This is a genomic window from Chloroflexota bacterium, assembly GCA_009840355.1.
In the GTDB taxonomy this organism is placed as follows: domain Bacteria; phylum Chloroflexota; class Dehalococcoidia; order Lucifugimonadales; family JADFKI01; genus Bin90.
Genome location: VXNZ01000029.1, coordinates 46,900 through 64,813, shown reverse-complemented (window position 1 = coordinate 64,813; position 17,914 = coordinate 46,900). Strand labels below are relative to the sequence as shown.

Annotated in this window: 15 protein-coding genes; 9 read left to right on the top strand and 6 right to left on the bottom strand. The window is 58.8% G+C overall.

Translation table 11 applies throughout. The annotated features are described in order from the left end of the window. The first annotated feature begins 212 nt into the window (after nucleotides 1–212). From F4X57_09230 to F4X57_09215, 4 genes are all read left to right on the top strand, one after another. Entirely contained in the window at nucleotides 213–620 is a 408-nt protein-coding gene (locus tag F4X57_09230) for an iron-sulfur cluster assembly accessory protein (protein ID MYC07335.1), read from the top strand. 131 nt (nucleotides 621–751) lie between these two features. Next, the gene (locus F4X57_09225; GenBank protein ID MYC07334.1) at nucleotides 752–1,411 is read left to right on the top strand and encodes a site-2 protease family protein; all 660 of its coding nucleotides are present in this window, start codon (nucleotides 752–754) and stop codon (nucleotides 1,409–1,411) included. A 53-nt stretch (nucleotides 1,412–1,464) separates the two neighbouring features. Beyond that, nucleotides 1,465–2,511, top strand: coding sequence for a prephenate dehydrogenase/arogenate dehydrogenase family protein (locus F4X57_09220; GenBank protein MYC07333.1), 1,047 nt, complete (start codon nucleotides 1,465–1,467; stop codon nucleotides 2,509–2,511). Further along, entirely contained in the window at nucleotides 2,511–3,119 is a 609-nt protein-coding gene (locus F4X57_09215; protein MYC07332.1) for a guanylate kinase, read from the top strand. Before F4X57_09220 ends, F4X57_09215 begins: the two co-directional genes overlap by 1 nt. A gap of 32 nt (nucleotides 3,120–3,151) precedes the next feature. Here F4X57_09215 and F4X57_09210 read toward each other — a convergent pair whose 3' ends face one another. Continuing rightward, a complete protein-coding gene (locus tag F4X57_09210; protein ID MYC07331.1) occupies nucleotides 3,152–4,186 on the bottom strand; it encodes a TIGR03617 family F420-dependent LLM class oxidoreductase in 1,035 nt (344 codons plus the stop codon). A 180-nt stretch (nucleotides 4,187–4,366) separates the two neighbouring features. Here F4X57_09210 and F4X57_09205 point away from each other — a divergent pair, with 180 nt between their 5' ends. From F4X57_09205 to F4X57_09190, 4 genes are all read left to right on the top strand, one after another. Further along, nucleotides 4,367–4,606 carry a hypothetical protein gene (locus F4X57_09205; GenBank protein MYC07330.1) on the top strand — a complete coding sequence of 80 codons (240 nt, stop codon included), beginning with the start codon at nucleotides 4,367–4,369 and terminating at the stop codon, nucleotides 4,604–4,606. A 54-nt stretch (nucleotides 4,607–4,660) separates the two neighbouring features. Beyond that, the gene (locus F4X57_09200) at nucleotides 4,661–4,978 is read left to right on the top strand and encodes a nitroreductase family protein (protein MYC07329.1); all 318 of its coding nucleotides are present in this window, start codon (nucleotides 4,661–4,663) and stop codon (nucleotides 4,976–4,978) included. A gap of 84 nt (nucleotides 4,979–5,062) precedes the next feature. After that, nucleotides 5,063–5,842: an enoyl-CoA hydratase gene (locus F4X57_09195; protein ID MYC07328.1), complete on the top strand. Its 780-nt coding sequence runs from the start codon at nucleotides 5,063–5,065 to the stop codon at nucleotides 5,840–5,842. Nucleotides 5,843–5,903: 61 nt separating this feature from the next. Next, a complete protein-coding gene (locus F4X57_09190; protein MYC07327.1) occupies nucleotides 5,904–8,501 on the top strand; it encodes a M1 family metallopeptidase in 2,598 nt (865 codons plus the stop codon). A gap of 277 nt (nucleotides 8,502–8,778) precedes the next feature. Here the strand turns inward: F4X57_09190 and F4X57_09185 are convergent, their stop codons facing one another. The 5 genes from F4X57_09185 to F4X57_09165 form a co-directional block, all read right to left on the bottom strand. Next, entirely contained in the window at nucleotides 8,779–9,573 is a 795-nt protein-coding gene (locus F4X57_09185; protein ID MYC07326.1) for an alpha/beta hydrolase, read from the bottom strand. 123 nt (nucleotides 9,574–9,696) lie between these two features. Next, nucleotides 9,697–10,929 (bottom strand): LLM class flavin-dependent oxidoreductase, encoded by a 1,233-nt coding sequence (locus F4X57_09180; protein MYC07325.1) that lies wholly within the window; start codon nucleotides 10,927–10,929, stop codon nucleotides 9,697–9,699. 107 nt (nucleotides 10,930–11,036) lie between these two features. Continuing rightward, nucleotides 11,037–11,402, bottom strand: coding sequence for a hypothetical protein (locus F4X57_09175; GenBank protein MYC07324.1), 366 nt, complete (start codon nucleotides 11,400–11,402; stop codon nucleotides 11,037–11,039). Between the two features lie 25 nt (nucleotides 11,403–11,427). After that, on the bottom strand, nucleotides 11,428–13,185 hold the full coding sequence (gene acsA / locus F4X57_09170) for an acetate--CoA ligase (protein ID MYC07323.1): 1,758 nt from the start codon (nucleotides 13,183–13,185) through the stop codon (nucleotides 11,428–11,430). A 304-nt stretch (nucleotides 13,186–13,489) separates the two neighbouring features. Continuing rightward, nucleotides 13,490–16,189, bottom strand: a complete 2,700-nt coding sequence (locus tag F4X57_09165) for a S8 family serine peptidase (GenBank protein MYC07322.1) — start codon at nucleotides 16,187–16,189, stop codon at nucleotides 13,490–13,492. A gap of 694 nt (nucleotides 16,190–16,883) precedes the next feature. On the opposite strand from F4X57_09165, the gene F4X57_09160 reads away from it, so the two are divergent. Beyond that, complete coding sequence (locus tag F4X57_09160; protein ID MYC07321.1) at nucleotides 16,884–17,798, top strand: homocysteine S-methyltransferase family protein; 915 nt, start codon at nucleotides 16,884–16,886, stop codon at nucleotides 17,796–17,798. Nucleotides 17,799–17,914: the final 116 nt, after the last annotated feature.

The window sequence follows — 17,914 nt, the reverse complement described above, 5'->3', positions numbered from 1 at the left end:
CCCAAATCCCCACTCCCAGGCTAACCATCCCCATCAACAACCGCAGCCCCTAAAAGCCCTATCCATCCCCTCCACATATTTCAGCCCAGTACCATGAAGGCTGACACATATCGCACCCAATCCTTGACCGCCCAGTGCGCTAATGATACGATTGGCTGCACAAGTAGCCAGTAGCGGCTGCATACTCAGGCGTACCGCCCGGAGGTGGCACAGTGACAATAGCAACTCCTCTTATCGAAGTTTCGGACTTGGCTTCACAGAAGCTCGAAGAAATACTGAACGAGCAGGGCGAGACCGGCGCTTTGCTGCGGATGATGGTCGTACCGGGCCCGCACGGCAGTTTCCAGTATATGCTCGGCATGGAACGCGAGGCGAAGGCGGACGACCTGGTGGTCGATGCCCCCGGCGTGCAGGTCCTCGTTGACCCCGAAAGCGCCCCCCTTGTCGAAGGTGCGCAGATTGACTACGTGGACGGCCTGATGCGCAGCGGCTTCGTCATCAGCAACCCGAACTTCCAAGTCGGCACCGGCGGCGGTTGCGCCTGCGGTGGTGGCGGCGGCGGTTGTGGCTCTGGTGGAGGCTGCGGCAGCGGCGGTGGTGGCTGCGGCTGCGCCCAGTAAGCACTGACACAGCCTAACCGATTTGAACTCACCGCGCGGCGGGATGACATGTTCGTCCCGCCGCGTGTCGCATGATTGCCGTTCTTTGCGTCCCTTATTGCATTTCCTGATGTTTTCTCGCAGGTCTTGACTTGCTCTTCCGTCTCATCGACCAATTCCTAACCGACCCGTTCGCAGCGCTAATTAGCCTTGCCGCGTTCGCCGTGGCGCTCATCGTCGGCATCACTGTCCACGAATTCAGCCATGCTTGGTCGGCAACGCAGCTCGGCGACCACACCGCACGAGATCAAGGTCGACTCACGCTCAACCCCGTCTCGCACCTCGACCCGATTGGCACGATTCTCATATTCGTCGCCGGATTTGGCTGGGGCAAGCCCACGCCCGTAACACCTGCATTCCTGCGCATTGGCGAGCGCCCGGGAATGGCTGTCGTCGCACTCGCCGGCCCCATATCCAACGTGGTCGTGGCGACACTTGCCGCGCTGCCGTTCAGGCTCGGCACGGTTTACATCGGAGGTGGCATAGACGCGCAGTTCCTTCAGGCGCTGGTGCTCTGGAATGTCGTGCTGGCGCTATTCAACCTGCTCCCCATCGCGCCGCTCGACGGCTTCAAAGTCGCGCTGGGCGTACTGCCACGCGCCATAGCCGCACCGTTCGCTCGCACCGAGCGATTCGGTATGATAATCCTGCTAGTCATCGTGCTCGCCGACAGCGTGCTGAACACAGGCATACTGAGCCGCATACTATTCCCCGCAATCACCACACTGGTGCGATTGCTGCTGGGCGTGTAACGATAGCCCCGCAATCTATGATAGACTCTCATCAAGAGCATCATTGAAATTCGCTGAAAATACCATCAGCGGCAGAACGAAGCAGGAGGTGCGATTTGGAGCGCATTACCATCATAGGAACGGGCATTGTCGGCGTGTCCTTGGGGCTTGCCCTGAAGAGTGCCAACCTGCGAAACACGGAAATTGTGGGCAGCTCCGGCGACAGGGATGCCCTGAAAATCGCGTACAAGGCGGGCGCTTACGACGAGGAATCATCGAACCTCCGCAACGCGGTTCGCGGCGCGCAGATGATAGTCCTAGACTCGCCATTCACGCAAACGCGCGAGTTGTTGAACGCCATCGCGCCCATCGTGGAAGACGGCTGCGTGGTTACCGATACCTGCGCCGCCAAAGTCAAGGCGATCGAATGGGCAGACGATCTCCTGCCGCCCAACGCAAGCTTCGTCAGTGGCCGCCCCCTGATTCGCAAGCCGTACTCCGTTCTCGAAGACGCATCCGCTGACCTGTTCCAAGGCGCGAAATACTGCATCTCGCCGTCCAATTCCGCCGATCAGACTTCTGTGAAGACCGTTGTGGGAATGGTCGAACTAATCGGCGCAAAGCCGTTGTTCCTTGATCCGCACGAACACGACAGCTACGCGGTCGCCATGGAAGTGCTGCCCACCGTCCTATCGTCCGCATTCGTAACGACCACCGCCGGCAGCGAATCGTGGCGAGAGATGCACCAGCTCGCCGCCGCCACTTTCGCCGAATACTCGCGCCTCGCGTCCGAAGACCCAATCGACAACGAAGCGGCCTGCTACACGAACACCGAAGCGCTAGTTCACTGGCTGGACGAGTACATCACCGAGCTGTATTCGTACCGCAATATGCTCAAAGAGTCCAACAACGACGAACTTGTCGAGACCTTCATCAAGGCGTGGGAAGGCAGAGCGCGATGGGACGCCGGCGCCGTCGTAGATACCGGCGAGAACACTCTGCCGACCGCCGGGCAGTCGATGGCGACCGCATTCTTCGGCGAAAAGCTCACGCAGCGCTACCAGCAGATGACCGGCGGCGAAGACAAGAAGAAATCGTGGAACTACCTGCGCAACCGATAATGCCCGCGCAAACCGCCCGCAACCCGCTCCTGCTTGTATTATCCGGACCGTCCGGCGTAGGCAAGGACCTGCTGCTCTCGCGCCTGAGAGAAGTCGGCACGCCCTACCACTTCACCGTTACGGCAACGACCCGCCCCAAACGCGCCAGCGAGCGCGACGGAGAGGACTACCACTTCGTCAGTATCCGACAATTCGAGTCAATGATTGCCGATGACGAACTGTTGGAGTGGGCGACCGTACACGGCAACTACTACGGAGTGCCTAAGGCACAGGTGATGGATGCCTTGAGTATGGGGAAAGATGTCATTCTCAAGATTGATGTGCAGGGCGCGGCGACCGTGCGCCAGTTAGCGCCGGACGCACTCTTCATATTCCTCGCGCCACCCAGCGAAGCCGAACTAGAGCGCCGTTTGCGCGGACGCGGCACCGAAGACACCGCCACACTGCAACGCCGCATCGACCAAGCCCGCCACGAACTACGGGAAGCCGAAAAATTCGACTACACCGTAGTCCACCACACCGACGCCACCGACAAAGCCGCCCTCGAAATCGAAGACATCATCCGCGCAGAACGCAATCGAATCCCGCCGCGCGCCTTCGATTTCTGACCAGCGGCCCACAACCACCGATTGCTCCGGCACTAATCCGCCTGCAACCGAGCAATCATATCCTTCAGTATCTCCTCATCCTCGCCGGAGTTCACAGGAATCGAAAAGCTTAGCGAGCTAGCGAACGGACCGTAGGTGTCCTTAATCTTGTCCACGATTTCATCATAGCCGCCCACTATGGCGAATTCATCAAGCATCTCGTCGGTAATAAGCGCGCCCATCTCGCCCCACTTGTTATCCACAGACATGCGGTATAGCCGCTGCGCCGTGTCGTTCCAGCCGTGGTGATTCATCACCGGCGCGTAGCTACGCGTAGATGCGTAGAACGATATTGCGTTCTTCACTTCTTGCCGGCTGCGGTCTATGCTCTCCTCACTGGGACCGGTGATGATGTACGCCCCGCCGTTTATGTCGATGTCTGACAGCGATCTGCCCGCCTTGTCCGCGCCCTTCTGCAAGTTGGGTATAACCACATCGTTGATGTACTTGAATGTGCCGAACGAGTGCAGCAGCACGCCGTCGCACACTTCCCCCGCCACCTGCAGCATCCGCTCGTTGACCGCCGCAATGTATATCTTGATGTCCGGATACTCAATCGGATCGGGCGTGAAGAACGGCGGCATCAGGTTGAAATTATAGAAGTCGCCCTGAAAGTTCACGCGCGTGCCGTGTTGCCAACTGTCCCAAACATGGCGCATCGCCTGTATGTATTCGCGCATACGCGGCGCCGGTCGTCCCCACGGCATGTTGAAGCGCCGGACGATGTGCCCCCGCACCTGACTGCCCATACCAAGCTGAAAGCGTCCGCCCGATAGCGACTGCAAGTCCCACGCCATATACGCCGTGTCCATCGGGCTGCGCGCGAATGCCAGCGCGATAGATGTTCGCACCTGTGCATGCTTCGTATGTTCCGCCGCCAGCGTCGCGGTTACAAACGGGTTGTGCTTGGTTTCATTCGTGGCGAAAAAGTCATAGCCCAACTCTTCCGCCTTACGAGCGTTTTCGGGAATGTCCGCCACCAGCCCGCCTCGCATTCCTGTGCCGACCTTCATCTGCGTTGCCTCCATGTGTTACATTTTATCGCTGTCAATTTGTCTAAAATGATGCCCGCCTATCTTATCAGAGCGCCGCTCATGCCGCACACAAAGCGACTGTGCAATGCGATATAATCACTCTGTCCCTATACTGAAATCAACTCATAAACCACTGACAGGACATCACAGAAGACCAACATTCAGGAGCGCACAATGAACGAAGACATAAGTCTGTTCGACGCAATCAGCACGCAACGAGCAATACGCTACTTTAAGCCGGACCCGGTGCCGCAAGAGGCGCTGGACAAGATACTCGAAGCTGGGTCCAAGGCGCCGAGCGGCACGAACCGCCAGATGTGGCATTTCGTCATAGTCCAAGACGCAGAGAAGCGCGCCAAGCTATCGGACATATACCGGCGCGCGGGACGCAACGCGCTGCCCAATCTGCAATGACTGCAAGATGCCAACCCGCGCATACTTCGTTCCGCGACGCATCTAGTTGAGCACATGGACGATGCCCCCGTTCTGCTGCTCGCCTGCATCGAACACGGTGGCACAACCAACCTGACCACCGGATCGTCCATATACCCGGCCGTGCAGAACATTCTTCTCGCCGCGCGCGGGCTTGGGTTGGGCAGCGTGCTCACCACATTCCACAAACAATTCGAAGGAGAAGTGCGCGAGATATTCGGCATCCCGGATAATGTGGAAACCGCCGCGCTGCTGCCCATCGGCTACCCGGCGGACGGCGTGCGCTACGGTACCACGCGCCGCAAGCCCATCGAAGAAGTTACCCACTGGGATAGCTGGGGCGGCAGGAAGTAAGCCCGCCGAAACTGGTATAATTCCCACTGCGAAAACACTGTAATTCAAGCTGGCGAATCGCGCCGTGTAAACTAGGAGAACGCAATGTCGTACGAATTCATCACATACGAAAAGAAGGGGCGCATCGCCTATGTAACCATCAACAGGCCCGAACGCCTGAACGCGCTGCATCCACCCGCGAACGCTGAGCTGTACCATGCATTCAGCGCATTCCGAGACGACCCGGACGCGTGGATCGCGATACTCACCGGCACCGGAGAGCGTGCGTTCAGCGCCGGCAATGACCTACGATACACCGCAGAGCGCGGCAGACGCGACCGCTCCGGCGAGATTGCCCGATTCGGCGGCATCACATCCAACTTCGAGTGCTGGAAGCCCATAATCGCCGCAGTCAACGGCTACGCTCTCGGCGGTGGGCTGGAACTCGCCATGGCATGCGACATTATCATCGCCGCAGACCACGCAGAGGTCGGCTTGCCTGAGCCGCGCGTTGGGCTGATTGCCGGCGCGGGCGGCGTTCACAGACTGCCGCGCCATGTCCCATACAAGATTGCTATGGGCATGCTGCTCACCGCGCGCCGCATACCCGTGCAGGAAGCGTACCGACTCGGCTTGGTCAACGAAGTCGTGCCGCTGGCAGACCTCATGGCGACAGCGGAGCGCTGGGCGAACGAAATCCTAGAAGTCGCGCCACTGTCGGCGCGAGCGAGCAAGCAGATGGCAACGAGCGGCTACGACTGGCCACTTGACATCGCTCTCAACCGCACATACTCTGAGCAGCTTAAAGCCGCTGCGTCCGACGACTTCGTAGAGGGACCGCTGGCGTTCTCCGAAAAGCGCAAGCCCAACTGGACGGCGAGCTAGCCGCGCTCAAAACATACTCACAGACCTCTGGCAAATCAGAGACAATCACTGAGAGGAATCAATGACCACTTCAAACGCATTTCTGGTCCCGGCGAATGTCAAGCCTGCCAAGTACGACATCACGCTAGAGCCGGACTTCAGCACATTCACATTCACCGGCAGCGAAACGATTCAGATTGAAGTGCTTTCGCCAACTAGCGCCATCACGCTGAACTGCATCGAAATCGAAATTCAGTCGTGCTCAGTAACGCCGGCCGCCGGCGAGACTATCCCCGCGCAAAGTATATCTTTCGACGAAGAAGCCGAGACTGCGACGCTAGAGTTCGGCAGTGAATTGCCCGCCGGCAACGCAGCGCTCGCCTTCGAGTTCACCGGGGAGTTGAACGACAAGCTGCGTGGCTTCTATCGCAGCACCTACACCGACATCGACGGCAACGAACGCCACTTGGCGACCACGCAGATGGAAGCGACGGACGCGCGCCGCGCATTCCCCTGCTGGGATGAACCCGCGCTGAAAGCGATATTTGACCTCACGCTCATCGTTCCATCGGACATGGTGGCCGAGTCCAACATGCCCATCGTCAGCGAGGAAGAGGTGCGTCCGGGAGTCAAGGCGGTACGCTATGCCGAGACGCCTATCATGTCCACCTACCTGCTTGCCTTCGTCGTGGGCGACTTGTCATACATAGAAGGCGTCGCGGACAACGGTACACTAATGCGCGTCTTCACCACACGCGGACACGAAGAGCAAGGGCGTTTCGCCTTGGACACTTCCATCCGCCTGCTGAAATACCTGAACGACTACTTCGGCATCCCCTACCCGCTACCGAAGCTCGACCACTTCGCAATCCCGGACTTCGCCGCCGGCGCGATGGAAAACTGGGGAGCGATTACCTACCGCGAGACCGCGCTGCTCGTCGATCCGGAGAACACATCGGTCGGCACACGCCAAGTTGTCGCAGCCATCATCGCCCACGAAATGGCGCACATGTGGTTCGGCGACCTCGTAACCATGGAATGGTGGAACGACCTCTGGCTCAACGAAAGCTTTGCATCTTGGATGGGCGACAGGGCGACGGACGCGCTGTTCCCCGACTGGGAAATGTGGACGCAGTTCGTCTCAAACGACACCAACCGCGCGCTCAGCCTAGACGGTCTGCGCAACTCGCATCCCATCGAGCAGGAAGTCAGCAATCCGGCGCAAATTGGCGAGCTGTTCGACGCGATTAGCTACAGCAAGGGCGGCTCCATACTGCGCATGCTCGAAGACTACCTCGGCGCGGAGACATTCCAGAAAGGCTTGAACAAATACCTGACAACACACCAGTACGACAACGCGACCCGAACCGACCTGTGGAACGCGCTCGGAGAAGTGTCCGGCGAGCCGGTTGCGGAGATAATGGACAGTTGGGTGCTGCAGACCGGCTATCCAATGCTGGATGTCGGCATCGAGCGCGAAGACGGCAATATCAACCTGCACATGATGCAGCGCCGGTTCGTATATGACGCCATACTTGAAGATAGCCAGGCGGACGAAACACTTTGGAAGGTGCCAGTCGGCGTGTACACTTCCAACGGCAGTGAGAGCGCGTCTAAGCTGATGGACACGAAGCTCCTGGCATGGGATGTGCCCGACAACGGCGCTGCGGACGACGCATGGACGAAAATCAACCCCGTGCAGAACGGTTTCTATCGTGTGCGCTATTCCAGCGCGGACTTGCAGAAGCTCGTTGAACCAATTCGCTCCAAGACGCTGACGCCCATCGACCGGCTCGGCATTCAGAATGACGCATACGCGCTCAGTCGCGCGGGCATTATCCCTGCGACAGACTTCCTCACGATAGCCGAGGCGTATCGCAGCGAAGACAACGCGCCGGTATGCGCCGACCTATCGTCCAACCTGGGCGGCATGGACAATCTGCTTGCGGACGAGTCGTTCTACGGTAATTTCCAAGCGTTCTCGCGCAGTGTGTTCCAGCAAGTCGCCGCGAGCGTCGGCTGGGACGAGAAGCCTGGCGAGTCGCACATGGACGCTCTGCTTCGCAGCACAGTGCTGAACCACATCGGCGGCAACGACGACGAAGACACTCTACGCGAAGCCGCCGCCCGCTTCTCCGCCTACGCAGACGACCCGAGCAGTGTTAGCCCGGACATTCGCGGTATGGTCTTCCGCCTAGCCGCGAAGCGTGGCGGCCGCGCCGAGTACGATGCGATGTGGCAGCTCCGCGCCGACACGCCGTTGCAGGAAGAAAAAGTGCGCTTCCTGTATGGGCTGTCGTCGTTCGAGGACAAGGCGCTGCTCGCAGAAACGCTGAACCGCTCGCTCGGCGACGAGGTGCGCGTGCACGAAACGGTGAGCGTGATGACGCTGGTCGCCGGCAACACGCAGGGACGCGACCTCGCGTGGCAATTCCTCAAGGACAACTGGGCGGAACTTGACAGACGCTACGGCGAAGGCGGCTTTGCCATCATGCGGCTCGTGGGCATCGCATCCGCGTTCACCACGCTGGAAATGCGCGACGATGTGGAGCGTTTCTTCACGGACAACCCCGCGCCCGGCGGCGAGCGCACCGTGCGCCAGTCTCTGGAACGCATCCGCCTAAACGCCGCGTGGCTAGACCGCAACCGCGACGAGTTAGCGGGGTGGTTCGTCGGCTAGACAGAAACATCCTATGCCTTCTGTAACTTACTACTAGGCTCTGTGGACAATTCACAATTAGGCCCGCATTCCTGCGGAAGCAGGAATCCAGCGCCTCCAAGTGGCGTCAATATATCAAAATGCTACATTAGAGGTTCTGGATTCCCGCTTTCACGGGAATGCCCCAATTGTCCATACAACCTAGTAACGGCTTTGAATTTCGCACAGTATAGTCTCCTTACAGTCATCTACAAGAAGAGTTGTGGACTTCTTATAAACATAATGCTGTTTTCGACAATCACTCCCGCAAAAAAAACCGCACCGCCTCCGCAAACTCCCCCGCCTGCTCCAGCATCATCATGTGTCCCGCGCCCGTTATCGTCTGCGCCGTCGCGCCCGATATGCGGCTGGCGAATTCGCTGCCGTAAGATGGTGGCACTATCTTGTCTTGCTCGCCCACGACGACTAGCGTATCAGCCTTGATGCGCGACATTCGCTTTTTCAAGCCCTTGTCGGGGATTGGCCATAGGAACTTGCCGACGGTCGCCAAGGATCGCACGCGCTCGATTATCTGCGTGCCGCGTTCTAGGTCGTCTTTTGGTTCGGGCATCAGGTTTTCCGCCGCATCCGAATTCGCGTGCGCGAACAGCACATTGCGCAGTTCGTTGGCTGGCGTGGCAAAGTAGTCCACGCCGGGATCGTCATCCAGCCAGAGGCCTGCCGGCGCAGCGAGCACCAGCTTGCCCACGCTCGTCGGGCGAAGCGCCGCCATCTCCGCGGCTATCATCCCGCCTAGAAAATGCCCCGCAATATTCGGAGCTTCCAGTCCGAGCGCTTCCAGCAGGTCGAAGTGGTACAGCGTCAGGTCGAGCATATCATCAATGTCGTCGGGACCGGGCGCGCCATCCACAAAGCCCGGTTGCACCGGCGCATACACGGTGAAGTCTTCCGCGAGCGCGTCCAAGAACGGATGCCACCCACGGTAGCCAAATGCGCCGTGCAGATATACCAGCGGCTCACCGCTGCCCTTGCTGGCGACTTGCACATCGCCGCCGCCAATCGCCAAGACCTGTTCATTCTGCTGCGAGACCATTTCAAACTCTACCTCTGATGAATTCGAGATGTTAAAGAAGTAAGAACACTGCGCTTACTTCCGCGCAAGATATGGGCAGGCATCGCAGCCTGCCCAACAGTAGCTTCATTTCGCACCGCCCGCCTACGGACCTGCCGACGCCATACCCGCGACTTCGCGCTCTTCGATGGGTTGCGGCCACCAGTGGTCTTCGTATTCGTCCCACATGCCTTGCAGTTCAGGGTACACTTCCGTGGCGAACAGTTCGGTGTTCTTCATCGTCAGGTCTTTGGGCATGCTGCCAATCTGCAACAGCACCATCAGATGCCCCACGCGCAAGCCTTCAACCGCGCCACGCAGGTTCTCGATGACGGTCTTCGGGCTACCGGCAATCACATAGCCCTGCTCTACGAAGTCGTCCCAAGTCATCGCCTGCCTCGTCTGGTTCGCCGCCGCGCCGAGCTGCGCCACCGCGCCTGCTTTCAGCGTGCGTATTGTGCGATAGCCGGGCGCGTCCGCGAAGCCTTCATATACATGCAGGCACTTCTTGTAGAAGTATTCCACATGCTCAGCGTAAAGTTCCTTCGCCTTCTCATCGGTCTCGGCAACGCACACCAGTTGCAAGAATCCGGCACGATACGGGTTGTCATCCGTGCCGAGCCGCTCCATCTCTTTCCAGAAGCCGTCCATCACCTGGATGCCGCGCTTGTAGCCGGAGTAGCTCAGGTAGCAATAAACGTAGTTCATGCGGCTGGTCCATTCCCAAGTCTCCACGCTGCCGCCACCTGGAATCCACACGGGCGGATGCGGCTTTTGGAGCGGTCGCGGCCAGATGTTGGCGTAGCGCACCTGGTTATACTTGCCGTTGTACGAGAACATCTCCGGCTCGGTCCAAGCCTTCATCACGAGGTCGTGCGCTTCGTAGTACTTCTCGCGCAAAATCGCCGGGTTGACACCATAAGCGAAGTTCGTGTCCATGGATGTGCCGACCGGAAACCCCGCGACAAGCCTGCCGCCGCTGATGCAGTCGAGCATTGCGAACTCCTCGGCGACTCGCAACGGTGGGTTGTACAACGCGAGGCTGTTTCCCAGAACGATGATCGCGGCGTTGCTAGTGCGGCGGGTCAGCGTGGCGGCGGTGATGTTCGGGCTGGGCATGATGCCGTAAGCGTTGTTGTGATGCTCGTTGACGCAGATGCCGTCGAAGCCAACCTCGTCCGCGAACTCCAGCTCGTCAAGGTATTCGTTGTAGAGTTGATGCGCTTTGTCCGCCTCGAACAAATGACTGGGCACATCGACCCAGACGCTGCGATACTTGTCCTCGAAGTCCTTCGGCAAAAACCGATAGGGCATCAAGTGGAACCAGCTAATCTTCATTGAATACCTCCGTTGTTTATTCAGACATGGATGGGCAGATATGTATGGACGTAATTAAACCTTTACCGGCGATTGGTCGTTTCGCACGATGTGAACATTGGCGAGTTCTACTCTATACGCTCCAAAAGCGAGAGCAGTTCCTTCACATCTGCGATCTGCTCCCGGATATAGTCAATCGGCCTTGTGTCCTTGTAATAGTTGTTGTGCAAGCCGTGAGCCACATCGAACAGGGTTCTTATGCGCGGATTCCGCTGCTCCCTGTCAAGGTTCCTGACAAGCGTAAAAGCGTCAGTGTGCGTCTCATACTTCCAGCCACGATTATCCGCGACCACTTTCAGCCGATGCGCGACCGCGCCCCACGCCTTTTCGGACGCCTGCAGCCTGTCGCCCGCTTCCAGCATCTCTTCCGCATGCCGAATCAGGCGACGGCTGTGTACATCATGGCTTTCTATGGGTTGCTCCGGGAGCGTCATACGAACCTTTCGTTGTATTTGGCTTCTAGTCGTCCTCAAGCGTGCTGGTGTCGCCTTCGGGCAGGCCGAGTTCGCGGGCCTTTAGCAGGCGCCGCATTATCTTGCCGCTGCGAGTCTTGGGCAGAGTGGGCACAAAATCCAGCTCGCGCGGAGCGACCGCGGCGGCTAGCTTCTGACGGCTGAATCGCATTATATCGCGGCGCAGGTCGGCGGACTCTTCGTAGCCGTCCTTCAGTGAGACGAACGCCTTCACGACTTCCATCGCTATGGGGTCAGGCTTGCCGATTACGCCAGCCTCCGCGACCGCCGGATGCTCAATCAGCGCGCTCTCTACCTCGAATGGTCCGACGAGATGACCTGCCGTGTTGATGACATCATCGGCGCGTCCGACGAACCAGTAGTAGCCGTTCTCGTCCACACGCGCAGTGTCACCGGTGATGTACCAGCCCTTGCGGAAGCGCGAGTTGTACATTTCGCTGTTGTTCCAGTAGCCGTGGAACATCGATGGCCAATTCGGCCGCACGACCAGATTGCCGTCCTGTCCTACCGGCACTTCGTTGTATTCGTCGTCCACGATGCCAAGCTCCACGCCCGGAATGGGCCTGCCCATCGAGCCGGGCACAACATCTTGGCAGGCGTAGTTCGCGCACATTATCGCGCCGGTTTCGGTCTGCCACCAGTTGTCGTGGAACGGCATGCCAAAGACTTCGTTGCCCCAGACGACCGCCTCAGGGTTGAGCGGTTCGCCCACGCTCGCCATAAAGCGCAGCGCAGACATGTCATAGCGGCGCGGTATATCGTCGCCCGCCTTCATCAGCATGCGAATCGCCGTCGGCGCGGTGTAGAACACAGTTACATTGTAGTCTTGAATGAGCTGATACCACTTGCTCGCGCGGAATCCGCCTTCGTAGATGAGCTGCGTGACGCCGTTCGTCCACGGCGCGAGCATGCCATAGGATGTGCCGGTTACCCAGCCCGGGTCTGCCGTGCAGAAGTATATGTCGTCTTCCTGCAGGTCGAGCGCCCACTTGCCGGTCGCGTACTGCTGCACGACCGCCTGATGCCGGTGCACGGCGCCCTTGGGCTTGCCGGTCGTGCCGGATGTGTAGTGCATTATGGAGTAGTCGTACTGGCTTGTGGCGACGGTCTCAAAGTTCGCGGTCGCCTTCGACATTTCCTCTTCGTAGCTCAGGTCGCCGGACATCAGCGGCTGTGGGTCGCGGTTGTGCTTGTTGACGATGAGCATGTGCTGCAACTCGAACAGCTCGGGAATGACGGGCGTAATTTTGCGCCGCAGATCCGGCTGAGTAACGAGAACCTTCGCCTCGCTGTCCAGCATCCTATCCTTCACCGGGTCCGGCCCGAATGCCGAGAAGAGCGGTCCCGCGATCGCGCCGACCTTTAGGATTCCGAAGAAGGCGAAGTACAGTTCAGGCAGCCGTTCCATGTAGATGAACACGCGGTCGCCCTTTTCGATGCCAAGGCTCTTCAGCACATTGGCGAACTTGTTGGACTGCTCCTTCATCTGCCCGAAGGTGTAGGTTTCCTTCTCGCCGTTCTTGCCTTCCCATATCATGGCAATCTTGTCGCGGTTGCGTCCGTTGGCGTGGCGGTCGATAGCCTCGTGCGCCTTGTTCAAGCCGCCGCCGGGCTGCCAATCGAGTTCGTCGTACATCCGCTGCCAGTCGAAGTTGCCGCGAACCTTGTCGTAGTCGAGGTTCGGCTTCGTCTCCATGTCCTCGATGGCAGGCTTGCTTATGATGGGAAATGAAGAGGTAGTCATAGTGATGCCTCCGTGGGTTATCTCACCGGCGCAGCATTGCGACAACGCCAGCCCAGTTTCCGCCAATCCATTCGAGCGCCGCGCGCGTCATCCGGCGCAAAAACACGACGCAGCGAATACAGATTATCGCTGCGCCGTATTATACACGAATGGTTGCGGATATGAAGTGTGGCGTTTGCTGCTTGAGCCATAGAGTGCGCGGCAGTCGTTTGGCTCACAACGACACAGAAGCCCGCGCAAGGATTATCCAAGGCGGACTTCTGATAACTAGGTCAGGGTTAGCCTGACGGAATGGGTATTCGGCTTACTTTTGTCGCCGTTCAAGTGTGATGTCGGAAAGCTCTATGCTTTGCCCACTGCTCTGACCCTGCGTACCGGAACTAGCTGCCTCAATAGTCAGCGTGAAATCGCCGAGTGTGTTGGCGTTATAGGTGGTCAGGTCAAGCAGGTACGATTTGCCTTGGGTTGGCGTCCATGTGATTCGGGAGTTGGAGTTGCTGCCCCGAACGATGTCGTCGTTCTCATCTATGAATGTCAAGACGCTAGGGTCGTCATCATACTCCCATAGGAGCATGTAGGTGTCTTCATTGGATGTCAGTGTGGCAGTCCAATCCACGGACGCGGAAGTCGCCTTAAAGCCTACCCATCGGTAGTACCTGTCGCCACTCGCGGCATTGGGAAGTTCAGCCGGATAGACGCATTCCGCATCATCAATCCAAGAACCTGTCACCGTAACGGGCGAAGCGCCTGTTGGGAGAAGGAGTTCGCATGGGTCTGGCTCAGGTGTTGGGGTGGGCGTGACTGTCGGAGTAGGCGCGCCCGGCACAAGCGTGGCTGTCGGAGTCGGTGTTGGCGCGTCCGGCACAGTCGTCGGTGTTGGCGGCGTCGTTGGAATCGGCGTCGGCGCTGATGCGCTCGTCTCCAGCGCGGCTACTCTGACGTCCAACGCCGCTATCGTGCTTTGCAGCGAGGTTATCAGACCTTGCAGCGTCGCCATAAGGGTTTCCAGCGCGCTTATCCTGGTCAGCACTTCTTCCGGGACTTGAGGCACGACGGGCGTCGGCTCAGGAGTTACAGACGGTATAGGAGTGGGTACAGGAGTATCTATCGGCACCGTCGTAGGGACTTCCGTGGGCATTACGGTAGGCTCAGGCTTGGTGCCGGCCGTAGGAATCGGCGTTGGCTCAGCCGTAGGCGTAGGTTCGGGCGTCGGCGCAGCCACATCGGACGCGGGCAGCTTGGCAAAGCCGTAGCCCCAGGTGTTGTTGGGGACTGCGCCGCGCGCCTCTGCGTTGCTCTTCAGGTAATTGGCTACCTGTTGTGGACTGTAACTTGGGTTGTTCTGCTTGACGAGGGCGGCAAGGCCGGCGACATGCGGGGATGACGCGCTTGTCCCTGAGAAAGGAGAATTATATGAGGATGTCGTTATAGATGACGCTCCAACTATGTCGGGCTTGATTCTGCCGTCAGGCGTTGGCCCTCGACTGCTGTAAAAGTCGATGACATTTGGCTCGCTCCAAGGCGCTGCGCCTACGGCGAGTAATCCAGGATTCGCGCTGTCGGCCGGTTCATTTATGCTGCCGCTCAGCGTGTGATGCTCCAATTCAAGGATGCTAGTTCGCAACTGAATCCAGCTCGGCGCGGTGCCGTCAAAGCTTCCAACCGCTAGGCAGTAAGTTCCGGCGGGAGGCGAAAGGTAAAGGACTTCTTCAAAGGGTATGTCGCTGAGCTGACCGTCTTGAACGTCGATTCCTCCAACAAGTATTGGGAGAATCCGGAGGGGGGATACAAACCGAAAGGTACGGAATAGAGCCAAGTCCAGGTCTTTGCTGGACCCTCGCCAGTTATCATCCCAGCGAAGTTCAGCTTTGATGCGTGAGACACCCTCTTGAACCTCTATCGCATTGCAATTGTCGCCGCTAGTGAAGTTGTGCCAGCCGTCACCGTTCGTATCGCTAAAAGCCCCAAACCAGGTGTTAACAGCGGCGTTGCCTGCCGAGTTCACCCAAACGATGCCGCTTGCGACAGCGGCGTCTGCCACTCTCAAGGCGCTGAAACTCCATATTGATGTGCCATCTCCCGGACCTGTCCAAGTCCAACTCAGCGACATGTTGATGATATCCACGTCTTGGTCAATCATCCAGTTGACAGTGTTTTGCAGGTCGCCCCTTGAAATGGGGTTCGCTATGTAATATTCGGCTTCGGGTGCCATGTCGAATAGCGCTTCGGTTACCGCGGAGCCGTGCTTGCTCCCCGAAGCGTCGATGCAGGCATTGGCGTCGGTGGCTATCACGCCTACATCGGTGTAGCATCTTGCTCGCACATTTCCCGCGGCCGGCAGTTCCGTTCCCATCAGGCTGCGGAAGCCCTCAAAGCCGGTGTCAATGACGCCAATCTTGACGCCCTGCCCCCTGATGCCGGCGGCGTGCCACGCCGGTGCGCCGTGCGCCGCTGCGCCCTCGCTGACGACCGTGCCCTGCGCGGGCTGCGGCGGGACGATGGTGCGGATGCTGATGACGCCGTCCTGCTGGGACGCTTCCGGCAGCAGCGACACAGGGATGTACGCTTCGATATAGTCCACGCCGCCGTTGCGCGGGTCTGCGCCGTTGTCTTTGAGCCAGGCGGCGATGGCGTCGGCGTACCCTTCGGTTATGTAGAGCGTTACGGCAACGGACTGTTCCTGATGGAAGGGCGCACTTGCGGCTGCGGCTTGCGCTGTGAACTGCCCCGTCTCGACCTGCTCGACTATTCGGTTGAGGTTGGAGTCCATGTTGGGGTATTGTTGTGCCTTCTTCTCAGATGCGAGCGCGGCTGCGAGGTCTTCAGCGTTGGAGTTGCCGTGCTGCTCCGTGGTCGGAACGGGCGTTGGCGTGTCGCCCGTCTGCGCGTGGGCTGTGGGCGCGTCGCCGCCTGCGGAGAGCGCAAGCCAAAGAAGTCCGACCGCCGCGACAATCAGACTAAGCGCCGTCAGCTGCTTGACTTGCCCTCGAAGATATTTGTGCATGGTAGAAACCCTCTATTCTTCCGTAATGGATAATTTTCGGCTGAGCGGGACGGCACGGAATCCATGCTGCCGGCGCTCCCGCGTCGAAAGACAGTTGATGTGGTGGAAGAGGAGGGAGGACTACGGGCTGGCGTAGCACATATTTTCGGGGGGGGGGGATAGAACGGACAGGTGACAGCTGAACGGGTTCAGCAATCTGCTGAAACTCATTTGTCTCACCTCTCTTTGGTGCAATTTGCCGATAGGGTTACTGCGGGCGGGTCTGCGGACCAATTAACCAACGCTATGCAATATGCCAAGATAGACAGAGACGAATTCACCAATCCTGATGCCGTCATTCCGCGCCGTATCACTTCCGCATCACACAAGATTTCTCGCTTTGAACCAAATGACAGAGAAAACTTTCATATGAATTCATTTGTTACAGCAGATTCGCATTCTACCACACGAGCATGAAATTGGCATCAGATTACCGTGACGAGACGATTCACAAGTCCCCAATGTTGTCATTCCGAGCGCAGTGATAACAAATTCGCGTCGCTGTACAATGAAACTCTAGGTGCTGCCACTCTTCGGGTAACGCCGTGCGACTGCGCTAGTCGCCCAACCAATTGATATAATTCGGTGCGCCGGTTGAGTCTCGGAGACATTTTCGCAATTGCTTATCGAGTAGAGCGCCAAACGGGAGGGACACATGAACAACTTCGACAAGATGCAGCGGCGACTGGCAGCGGGAGAGACTATATTGATGGACGGCGGCATGGGTTCGGAGATTGAGCGGCGCGGGTTCATCAGCCCCACCACTTGGTCGGGCGGGCCCATGCTTACCCATCCCGAACTAGTCCGCGACATCCACCAGGAATACATCGAAGCAGGCGCCGAAATCATCATCACGAACACCTTCGGCACGGGCCGCGACATGCTGGAAGTCGGCGGCATCGAGCACAGAGTCGATGAGGCGAATCGAAACGGCATCGAGGCATCCGTGCAGGCAAGACGAAACGCTGGCGCGGAGGACTCTGTGGTCATCGCGGCGTCCATATCCACGATGCGACCCAAGGCGCACGCCGAAGTGCCGGTGCCATACGAGAATGCGCTCGACACATACCGCGAGCAGCTGGCCGAGCTTGCCAAAGGCGGCGCGGATGTAGTGGTCGGCGAGATGCTGATACGCATATCGGACGCCCTGGCAGTGGTCGATGCCGCCTCGGAGTTCGGTCTGCCGGCATGGGTCGGGCTGTCCACAGTCCGCGACGGCGACGAGCTGTACCTAGGCATCGAGAACAGGCACGGCGGCGAGAGCCTGCAAGACGCGATGGACGCTATAGCAGACAAGGACATCGCATCGGTGTTCGTGATGCACACGCCGGTGGACGAAGTGGCGCCCGGCTTGGAGATAGTCCGGAAGAGCAGGACAGGCACATTCGGCGCATACGCGCACTTCGCCCGTCCGGAAGACCCGGCAACCGCGCGCACCGTCCTGGACCCGCAGCAATACCTAGCATACGCCAAAGGCTGGCACAGGCAAGGCGCGCGCATAATCGGCGGCTGCTGCGGCACCACCCCCGCCCACATCCGCGCGCTGGGGGAGTGGCTGCGCGGCGATTAAATCGGAGCGCGTCAGTTGGGCGCATGGCGGCTCGCCAGACTTCCATCCACTGCACATGGGTAGCCTGACGACAGGCTTCATTTTCGGATTATGCGCGCCATTGCCACTAACATTGT

What these genes read in the sequence shown, in the direction of transcription:
- F4X57_09215 (MYC07332.1), top strand. Translation starts at nt 2,511, where the DNA reads ATGCCCGCGCAAACCGCCCGCAACCCGCTCCTGCTTGTATTATCCGGA.
- F4X57_09210 (MYC07331.1), bottom strand. Translation starts at nt 4,186, where the DNA reads ATGGAGGCAACGCAGATGAAGGTCGGCACAGGAATGCGAGGCGGGCTG.
- F4X57_09205 (MYC07330.1), top strand. Translation starts at nt 4,367, where the DNA reads ATGAACGAAGACATAAGTCTGTTCGACGCAATCAGCACGCAACGAGCA.
- F4X57_09200 (MYC07329.1), top strand. Translation starts at nt 4,661, where the DNA reads ATGGACGATGCCCCCGTTCTGCTGCTCGCCTGCATCGAACACGGTGGC.
- F4X57_09195 (MYC07328.1), top strand. Translation starts at nt 5,063, where the DNA reads ATGTCGTACGAATTCATCACATACGAAAAGAAGGGGCGCATCGCCTAT.
- F4X57_09190 (MYC07327.1), top strand. Translation starts at nt 5,904, where the DNA reads ATGACCACTTCAAACGCATTTCTGGTCCCGGCGAATGTCAAGCCTGCC.
- F4X57_09185 (MYC07326.1), bottom strand. Translation starts at nt 9,573, where the DNA reads ATGGTCTCGCAGCAGAATGAACAGGTCTTGGCGATTGGCGGCGGCGAT.
- F4X57_09180 (MYC07325.1), bottom strand. Translation starts at nt 10,929, where the DNA reads ATGAAGATTAGCTGGTTCCACTTGATGCCCTATCGGTTTTTGCCGAAG.
- F4X57_09175 (MYC07324.1), bottom strand. Translation starts at nt 11,402, where the DNA reads ATGACGCTCCCGGAGCAACCCATAGAAAGCCATGATGTACACAGCCGT.
- acsA (MYC07323.1), bottom strand. Translation starts at nt 13,185, where the DNA reads ATGACTACCTCTTCATTTCCCATCATAAGCAAGCCTGCCATCGAGGAC.
- F4X57_09165 (MYC07322.1), bottom strand. Translation starts at nt 16,189, where the DNA reads ATGCACAAATATCTTCGAGGGCAAGTCAAGCAGCTGACGGCGCTTAGT.
- F4X57_09160 (MYC07321.1), top strand. Translation starts at nt 16,884, where the DNA reads ATGAACAACTTCGACAAGATGCAGCGGCGACTGGCAGCGGGAGAGACT.